This window comes from Mesorhizobium sp. M7A.F.Ca.CA.001.08.2.1 (assembly GCF_003998455.1).
GTDB classification, from domain to species: Bacteria; Pseudomonadota; Alphaproteobacteria; order Rhizobiales; family Rhizobiaceae; genus Mesorhizobium; species Mesorhizobium ciceri.
The window spans coordinates 1-7,797 of record NZ_RZPW01000257.1 but is presented as its reverse complement, the minus strand read 5'-3'; the positions used below and the strand labels follow the sequence as shown (position 1 = coordinate 7,797).

Here is a 7,797-nt window from a genome sequence, read left to right as displayed (position 1 = left end):
CATCCAGCCTGTCGGGCGGCAACCAGCAGAAGATCGTCATCGGCAAATGGCTGGCGCACGGCGCCAAGCTGTTCATCTTCGACGAACCGACCGTCGGCGTCGATGTCGGCACCAAGGCCGAGATCTACCGCCTGTTCGGCGCGCTTTTGTCAAAGGGCGCCGGCATCATCCTGATCTCGTCCTATCTGCCGGAAGTCTATGAACTCGCCGATACGCTGCATGTGTTCCGGCGCGGCAAACTGGTGGCGACGCACGGTTTTCACGCCGCCAGCCACGAGGATATTCTCAGTCAGGCGCTCGCCGAGAAACAAGAAAAGCTGGGAGGACAGATATGAGCACCGAGGCGATCGCCGTCGAAAAACCGAAGCGCAACTATAATGTCCTGTTCGGGCTGACGCTATTGGCGCTGCTGGTTCTGCTCTGGATCCTCCTCTCCGTGACGACGACGAGCTTCGCCTCGGCCAACAACATAGCCAATCTCCTGCGCCAGGGCTCGATGATCGCCATCATGGCGGTCGGCCAGACCTTCGTCATCATCACCGGCGGCATCGATCTGTCGGTCGGCGCCGTGGTCGGCTTCGCCACCGTGGTCGTGGCCATGATGATCAATGCCGGCTTCCCCATCTGGCTCGCCATTCTGGTGACGCTGCTGGTCGGTGTCGCCATCGGCATGTTCCACGGCTTCGGTATCGTCAAGATGGGCCTGCCGCCCTTCATCATCACGCTGGCGACGTTGACCTCGCTGCGCGGCATCGGCCTTTTGATGACCAACGGCAATTCGATCAACATCAACAGCGACACCTTCACCGCCTTCTCGCGCAATTCCTTCATCGGCATCCCCAACCTGTTCTGGATGGTGATCCTGGTCGGCATTCCGGCCTATATCTTCCTGCACCACAGCCGCTGGGGCAGATACCTGTTTTCGGTCGGCTCCAACGCCGAGGCCTCGCGCCTGTCCGGCGTCAATGTCCAGCGCACCATCTACATGGCCTACACGCTGTCGGGCCTGTGCGCCGCCTTCGTCGGCGTGCTGCTGGCCGCCCGCATCGGCATCGGCAACCCGACGCAGGCCGAGGGCTGGGAACTGCAGGCGATCGCGTCGTCGGTCATCGGCGGCACCTCGCTGTTCGGCGCCGTCGGCTCGGTGCATGGGCCGCTGCTCGGCGCCTTCATCCTGGCCACCATCAACAACGGCGCCAACCTGCTCAACGTCAACTCGTTCTGGCAGCGCATCATCACCGGCGCGCTGATCATCATCATCGTCTACTTCGACGGCCTGCGCCGCCGCGGCAAGTAGCGACCCCGCAATCAACCGCCGGTCCGCCACACCAACGGGCCGGCGATTTCATGACTGGATTAGCGCATGAAAGCCGTCCTCTGCCGTTCGCCCGGCGATCTTGTCCTTGAAGACCGGCCCGCACCCGAGGCACCGCCTCCCGGCTGGGCGCTGGTGGCGGTCAGCCATGTCGGCATCTGCGGCACCGACTACCACATTTTCGAGGGCAAGCACCCGTTCCTCGCCTATCCCCGCATCATGGGTCATGAGGTCTCGGGTACCGTGATGGAGACCGGCGAAGGCGTCGAACTGGCCATTGGTGAGCCCGTCGTCGTCAACCCCTATCTTTCCTGCGGCAAGTGCATCGCCTGCCGGCACGGCAAGCCCAATTGCTGTGTCAGGATCGAGGTGCTTGGCGTGCATCGCGACGGCGCCATGTGCGAACGCATCCTGGTGCCGGCGCAAAATCTCTATCCGGCCAACGGCCTTTCGCTGGCCGACGCCGCTGCCGTCGAGTTCCTGGCCATCGGCGCGCATGCCGTGCGGCGCGCCCGCGCCGACCCCGGCGCCCGCACGCTGGTCATCGGCGCTGGCCCGATCGGGCTCGGCACCGCCATCTTCGCCCGCATCGCCGAACTGGACGTGACACTGCTCGACATGAGCAGTGAAAGGCTCGCCTTCGCTGGAAACGAGCTTGGTTTCCAGACCCTAGACGGCTCGCGCGGCGCGGTGCCCGATCTGGTCAGGGAAGCGACATCAGGCGAAGGCTTCGATGTCGTCTTCGACGCCACCGGCAACACCCAGTCGGTGCAGTCGGCCTTCGCCCATGTCGCGCATGGCGGAACGCTGGTGCTGGTCTCCGTCGTCAAGGACGATATCAGCTTTTCCGACCCGGAATTCCACAAGCGAGAGATGACGCTGATCGGCAGCCGCAACGCGCTGCGCGCCGACTTCGATCATGTCGCCGCCTCGATCCGCAACGGGGCCGTACCACTGGCCAAGCTCGTCAAACACCGCACCACACTCGCCGCCACGCCGCGCGATCTGGCTCGTTGGGCGCATGAGAAATCCGGCCTGATCAAGGCTGTGATCGAGGTGGGGTTATAACATGGCAGGCGGCGAACCCAGCCCGAACTGACGACGCCCGAGCCAGGTCGACCCCCACTCCGTCTCGGCGAAGCCGAGACGGAGTGGGGGAAGGCGGTCCTCAATCGCCAAGACGCAAGTGAGCGCGACCGAGCTGGTCTGATATCAGCGTGAGTCAGATAAATCACGGTCTCGTATAAGCCCGTCACTCCCTACAGCGCCGACAGCTTCAGCTCCACCCGTTCGGCCGGGAAGCGCGACTCGGAAAACTGGATTGGTTGGCCGTCCGGCGTGACGTTGACGGCGACCGTGACCAGTACGATGGCGCCCGGCTGCAGGTCGAGGTCGGCAAGGTCCGCCGCATCGGCATGGCGCGCCGACAGCACGGTCGATTGCCTGAGGTAATCGTCTATGCCGAACCGCGCCAGCGAGGCGGTGATCGAGCCGGTCTCGGCCATCGCGGCATCGATGCCGGCAAAGCGCCGGGCTTCGAACCAGCCAGCAGCGCGCGACACCGGCCGTCCATCGGCTTCGCCGCGCGTTTCCAGGCGGATCACATCGGCTCCCTTGGCAAGACCCAGTCCCTCGGCGACGCGCTGGCTGGCCGGCTCGACCGACGAGGCGAGCAAGGCGATGTGCCGTTCCGTCGTCTGCGCTTGCAGCCCTGTCGAAAACCGTGTGCGCGCCCCGATCGGATAGGACAGCCGCTTGCGCGACAGCACGAAGGTGCCGCGCCCCTGCTCGGCCCGCAGCACGCCTTCCCTTACGAGGGCTGATATGGCGCTGCGCACCGTGTGGCGGTTGACGCCATAGCGCTCTGCCAGCGCCACCTCCGGCGGCAGCGCTGCATTCTCCGTGAAATCGCCGATGGCGATCGCATGCAGCATCTTGTCGGCAATCTGCCGCCACAGCGAAACGCCACTGCGCCGCTCGATGCTGTCCGCTGCTAGCCGCCCGACCATCATTGCCCCAATCTTCCAGCGCCCAGTCTTCTATCGCTGTCATCCACCCGTCATGGACACCCGTTAGATAATAGGTATAATTTGTATAGTTGTCTATATCAATAGACAAATTTAGCCACGAGGACTACAGCTCATGCGAGGACAGGAAGCCCGCGACCAGGCCGAGCGCAAGGCCGCCATGGCAACCCTTGCGCAATCCAGCGGCGATGACATCGTGCGGCTCTGGAATGAGGCCGGACTGCCTTCGGACGCCGAGCTGTTGCGCGGCCCCGAAACCGGCCTTGTCACCCTGCGCGGCCGCATCGGCGGCGGCGGCGCCCCTTTCAATGTCGGCGAGGCGACCGTCACCCGCGCCACGGTCAGGCTACCCACCGGACAGGTCGGCCATTGCTATGCGCTTGGCCGCGACAAGCAGAAGGCGAAGCTGGCGGCTATCGCCGACGCCCTATGGCAGGACCCTGCCCGCCGCAATGAGGTCGAGACCGGACTGATAGCGCCTCTGCAGTCGGCTCTGACCATGGCGCACGAAAAACGCCGCGCCGAGACGGCGGCAACGAAGGTGGATTTCTTCACCATGGTTCGCGGAGAAGACTGATGGACGCAGCTGTGCAATCGATCGAGGGCGGGTTCGCCGATCCGGTCTTCAACGCCCAGACCGTGTTCCGCGCCGTGATGGACGCAATGGCGCGGCCGGGCAGCGTGCAACCGCTGCCGGCCTTCGCCCGCCCGCCGGTGCCGCTCTCGGCTACCGCCGGCGCCATCGCACTGGCGCTGTGCGACAATGACACGCCGCTCTGGCTCGACCCGGCTTTGCAGGCCTCCACCGCGATCAGATCATGGCTTGGGTTCCATACCGGCGCGCCATTGGCCAACACACCGGCCGATGCGCATTTCGCCTTGATCGCAGCACCTGCCGAGATGATGGCGCTCGATGGCTTTTCGCAGGGCACGCAGGATTATCCCGACCGCTCGACCACGCTGATCCTGCAGGTCAGCGATCTGGTCTCCGGCACGCCGCTATTGCTCGAAGGTCCTGGCATCGAAACCAGCGCCACGATCGCGCCGGCGCAGATACCACGCCATTTCGTCGAGCAGTGGAAGCAGAATATCAAGCGCTTTCCGCGCGGCGTCGACTTCATCCTCGCCACATCAGGCGGCATCGCCTGCCTACCGCGCACGACGGGCATCAAGACGATGGAGGCGTAAGATGTATGTCGCGGTAAAAGGTGGCGAAGCGGCAATCGCCAACGCCCACAGCCTGCTGGCCGACCGCCGGCGTGGCGACCGTTCGGTGCCCGCCCTTCGTCTCGACCAGATCATCGAGCAGCTGGCGCTCGGCGTCGACCGGGTGATGAGCGAAGGCTCGCTCTATGATCGTGAACTGGCCGCGCTCGCCATCGCCCAGGCGCGCGGCGACATGATCGAGGCGATCTTCCTGGTGCGCGCCTACCGCACCACGCTGCCGCGCTTCGGCTACTCCAGGCCCATCGACACCGCCAACATGCTGGTCGAGCGGCGCGTGTCGGCGACCTACAAGGATCTGCCCGGCGGGCAGTTGCTCGGACCTACCTTCGACTACACCCACCGGCTGCTCGATCCCGAGCTTGCCGCCGGCGCCGATGTCGCCGAGCCCTTGCTGCGCGAGACGGAAGCGCAAGCCATGCCGCGCGTCTCGGCGATCCTCGCCCGCGAAGGCTTGATCGAACCGGATGGCGACATGCCGCAGGACCATGTCCCCGGCGACATCACCCGCGAGCCGCTCGAATTCCCGATGGCGCGCGACATCCGCCTGCAGGCGCTGTCACGCGGCGATGAAGGGTTCCTGCTGGCGCTCGGCTATTCCACCCAGCGCGGCTATGCCCGCAACCACCCCTTCGTCGGCGAGATCCGCATCGGCGAAGTCGAGCTGGAGCTCGACGTGCCCGAACTGCCCTTCTCGGTGCCGCTCGGCACTGTCCGCGTCACCGAATGCCAGATGGTCAACCAGTTCAAAGGCTCGGCCAAGGCGCCGCCGCAATTCACCCGCGGCTACGGCCTGGTCTTCGGCCAGAGCGAGCGCAAGGCGATGGCCGTGGCACTCTGCGACCGGGCGCTGCGCGCGAAAGAGCTCGGCGAGGATGTCGTCGCCGCGGCCCAGGACGAGGAGTTCGTCATCTCGCACTCCGACAATGTCCAGGCGACCGGCTTCGTCGAGCATCTGAAGCTGCCGCACTATGTCGACTTCCAGGCAGAACTCGATCTCGTACGCCGCATGCGCACCGAATATGACGCCCGCCAAAACCCCGTGAAGGTCGAAGAGAAGCGGGAGGCCGCGGAATGATCGAGGGCCTTTCCCACATGACCTTCATCGTCCGCGATCTCGAGCGGATGACCGAAATCCTCGAGGGCGTATTCGACGCACGCGAAGTCTATGCCAGCGACGCCAGGCAGTTCTCGCTGTCGCCCGAAAAATTCTTCCTGATCGGTGACATCTGGGTCGCCATCATGGAGGGCGAACCCTTGCCGGAGCGCAGCTACAACCACATCGCCTTCAAGATCGATGACGCCGATTTCGACCGCTATGCCGAGCGCATCGGCAGGCTCGGCCTCGACATGCGCCCGCCGCGCCCGCGCGTCGAGGGTGAAGGCCGCTCGATCTATTTCTACGACGAAGACAACCACATGTTCGAACTGCACACAGGCACGCTCAATGAGCGGCTGGCGCGCTATGCAAGGGGATCGGAGGCTGCGGAATGAATTTAGTGCCCGACGCCACCATGGCCGCCACCATCGTGGGAATGACCGCCATAGCCGTCATACCCGGAGTAATCACCATTCCCGACGCCCACGGACTCACCTTGAGAACCTTCTTTGGGGCCGGGCAAAATCATGCGCCGAAGGAAGAAGAGAACGACGCCGGCGAACACCACCAACAGAATTCCGAGATGCATCCATCCGGTCGAGTTCATCTGAATTCGCCCCTGTATCCGCGTCCTGGACGCCAATTCGATAGCACAATGTGGATGTGATCGCCATGACCGACATCGCCACCTACAACTTCGCCTATCTCGACGAGCAGACCAAAAGGATGATCCGCCGGGCGATCCTCAAGGGCATCGCCATTCCCGGCTACCAGGTGCCGTTCGCTTCGCGCGAAATGCCGATGCCCTACGGCTGGGGCACCGGCGGTGTCCAGGTCACCGCTTCGATCATCGGCCCGGACGATGTGCTGAAGGTCATCGACCAGGGCGCCGACGACACCACCAATGCGGTGTCGATCCGCGCCTTCTTCAAGAAAGTCGCCAATGTCGCGGTGACGACCGACACTGCCAGCGCCACCATCATCCAGACCCGTCACCGCATTCCCGAGCATCCGCTGACGGCGGCCCAGGTGCTGGTCTACCAGGTGCCGATCCCCGAACCCCTGCGCTTCCTCGAGCCGCGCGAGACCGAAACGCGCAAAATGCACGCGCTGGAGGAATATGGCCTCATGCACGTCAAGCTCTACGAGGACATCGCCAAGCACGGCCGCATCGCCACCACCTATGCCTATCCGGTCAAGGTCGAGGGCCGCTATGTGATGGACCCCTCGCCGACGCCGAAATTCGACAATCCCAAGATGCACCGCTCGCCGGCCCTGCAGCTGTTTGGCGCCGGCCGCGAAAAGCGAATCTACGCGGTGCCGCCTTTCACCGAAGTGGTCAGCCTCGACTTCGAGGATCATCCGTTCGAGGTCCAGACCTTCGACCAGCCCTGCGCGCTGTGCGCGGCCGAGAACGTCTATCTCGACGAAGTCATCCTCGACGACCATGGCGGTCACATGTTCGTCTGCTCCGACACGGACCATTGCGAGAAGCGGCGGGCGGACGGCCATCGCGGCCACCTTGCTCCAGAAAGCCATCTTGCCTCGGGAACAAGGGAGCCGGCGCAATGACCGACGAACCGCTGCTGCGTGTCGCAGCACTTTCTAAATTCTACGGTTCGCGCGTCGGCTGCGACAACGTCTCCTTCGACCTGTGGCCGGGCGAAGTCCTGGCTGTCGTCGGCGAATCCGGCTCCGGCAAGACGACGCTGCTCAACTGCCTGTCGACCCGGCTGCTACCGAGCTCCGGCACCGCCAGCTACCGCATGCGCGACGGCCAGTTCCGCGAGCTCTACCGCATGAGCGAGGCCGAGCGCCGCTTCCTGATGCGCACCGACTGGGGTTTTGTCCATCAGAACCCCGCCGACGGCCTGCGCATGACGGTGTCGGCGGGCGCCAATGTCGGTGAGCGGCTGATGGCGGTCGGCGACCGTCACTACGGCAGGATCCGCGCCACCGCCGTCGACTGGCTGTCGCGCGTCGAGATCGACGAGGACCGCATCGACGACGAGCCCCGCGCCTTTTCCGGCGGCATGCGCCAGCGCCTGCAGATTGCCCGCAACCTCGTCACCGGGCCGCGCCTGGTGTTCATGGATGAGCCAACAGGCGGCCTCGATGTCTCGGTGCAAGCC

The 7,797-nt window shown here is 64.6% G+C and carries 10 protein-coding genes and 1 pseudogene; 10 read left to right on the top strand and 1 reads right to left on the bottom strand.

The genetic code is table 11. From position 1 onward, the window contains the following. The 3 genes and pseudogenes from EN914_RS16820 to EN914_RS16810 form a co-directional block, all read left to right on the top strand. Nucleotides 1-335, top strand: a pseudogene (locus EN914_RS16820) (sugar ABC transporter ATP-binding protein); the annotation flags it as partial. After that, complete coding sequence (locus tag EN914_RS16815) at nucleotides 332-1,297, top strand: ABC transporter permease (protein ID WP_013529527.1); 966 nt, start codon at nucleotides 332-334, stop codon at nucleotides 1,295-1,297. The pseudogene EN914_RS16820 and the gene EN914_RS16815, both read left to right, overlap by 4 nt. A gap of 66 nt (nucleotides 1,298-1,363) precedes the next feature. Beyond that, nucleotides 1,364-2,383 carry a zinc-binding alcohol dehydrogenase family protein gene (locus EN914_RS16810; RefSeq protein WP_024504426.1) on the top strand — a complete coding sequence of 340 codons (1,020 nt, stop codon included), beginning with the start codon at nucleotides 1,364-1,366 and terminating at the stop codon, nucleotides 2,381-2,383. Nucleotides 2,384-2,574: 191 nt separating this feature from the next. Here EN914_RS16810 and phnF read toward each other — a convergent pair whose 3' ends face one another. Then, nucleotides 2,575-3,324 (bottom strand): phosphonate metabolism transcriptional regulator PhnF, encoded by a 750-nt coding sequence (gene phnF, locus EN914_RS16805; protein WP_024504427.1) that lies wholly within the window; start codon nucleotides 3,322-3,324, stop codon nucleotides 2,575-2,577. 133 nt (nucleotides 3,325-3,457) lie between these two features. Here phnF and phnG point away from each other — a divergent pair, with 133 nt between their 5' ends. From phnG to phnK, 7 genes are all read left to right on the top strand, one after another. Continuing rightward, entirely contained in the window at nucleotides 3,458-3,919 is a 462-nt protein-coding gene (gene phnG / locus EN914_RS16800; protein WP_013529524.1) for a phosphonate C-P lyase system protein PhnG, read from the top strand. Then, nucleotides 3,919-4,530 carry a phosphonate C-P lyase system protein PhnH gene (phnH, locus tag EN914_RS16795; protein ID WP_013529523.1) on the top strand — a complete coding sequence of 204 codons (612 nt, stop codon included), beginning with the start codon at nucleotides 3,919-3,921 and terminating at the stop codon, nucleotides 4,528-4,530. The genes phnG and phnH overlap by 1 nt, the downstream gene beginning before the upstream one ends. 1 nt (nucleotide 4,531) lies before the next feature. Beyond that, a complete protein-coding gene (locus EN914_RS16790) occupies nucleotides 4,532-5,644 on the top strand; it encodes a carbon-phosphorus lyase complex subunit PhnI (protein ID WP_013529522.1) in 1,113 nt (370 codons plus the stop codon). Continuing rightward, nucleotides 5,641-6,060: a FosX/FosE/FosI family fosfomycin resistance hydrolase gene (gene fosX, locus EN914_RS16785; RefSeq protein WP_013529521.1), complete on the top strand. Its 420-nt coding sequence runs from the start codon at nucleotides 5,641-5,643 to the stop codon at nucleotides 6,058-6,060. Before EN914_RS16790 ends, fosX begins: the two co-directional genes overlap by 4 nt. Next, nucleotides 6,057-6,332 carry a hypothetical protein gene (locus EN914_RS16780; protein WP_013529520.1) on the top strand — a complete coding sequence of 92 codons (276 nt, stop codon included), beginning with the start codon at nucleotides 6,057-6,059 and terminating at the stop codon, nucleotides 6,330-6,332. The genes fosX and EN914_RS16780 overlap by 4 nt, the downstream gene beginning before the upstream one ends. A gap of 5 nt (nucleotides 6,333-6,337) precedes the next feature. Beyond that, nucleotides 6,338-7,237, top strand: a complete 900-nt coding sequence (locus tag EN914_RS16775) for an alpha-D-ribose 1-methylphosphonate 5-phosphate C-P-lyase PhnJ (protein ID WP_013529519.1) — start codon at nucleotides 6,338-6,340, stop codon at nucleotides 7,235-7,237. Further along, nucleotides 7,234-7,797: phosphonate C-P lyase system protein PhnK (gene phnK, locus EN914_RS16770; protein ID WP_127389162.1), on the top strand; the 564-nt coding region annotated here is incomplete at its 3' end. The genes EN914_RS16775 and phnK, both read left to right, overlap by 4 nt.

Bases quoted from the DNA above. Each gene is read 5' to 3' on its own strand.
- phnF (WP_024504427.1), bottom strand. From the start codon at position 3,324: ATGGTCGGGCGGCTAGCAGCGGACAGCATCGAGCGGCGCAGTGGCGTT.
- EN914_RS16780 (WP_013529520.1), top strand. From the start codon at position 6,057: ATGAATTTAGTGCCCGACGCCACCATGGCCGCCACCATCGTGGGAATG.
- phnG (WP_013529524.1), top strand. From the start codon at position 3,458: ATGCGAGGACAGGAAGCCCGCGACCAGGCCGAGCGCAAGGCCGCCATG.
- EN914_RS16815 (WP_013529527.1), top strand. From the start codon at position 332: ATGAGCACCGAGGCGATCGCCGTCGAAAAACCGAAGCGCAACTATAAT.
- phnH (WP_013529523.1), top strand. From the start codon at position 3,919: ATGGACGCAGCTGTGCAATCGATCGAGGGCGGGTTCGCCGATCCGGTC.
- EN914_RS16810 (WP_024504426.1), top strand. From the start codon at position 1,364: ATGAAAGCCGTCCTCTGCCGTTCGCCCGGCGATCTTGTCCTTGAAGAC.
- fosX (WP_013529521.1), top strand. From the start codon at position 5,641: ATGATCGAGGGCCTTTCCCACATGACCTTCATCGTCCGCGATCTCGAG.
- EN914_RS16775 (WP_013529519.1), top strand. From the start codon at position 6,338: ATGACCGACATCGCCACCTACAACTTCGCCTATCTCGACGAGCAGACC.
- EN914_RS16790 (WP_013529522.1), top strand. From the start codon at position 4,532: ATGTATGTCGCGGTAAAAGGTGGCGAAGCGGCAATCGCCAACGCCCAC.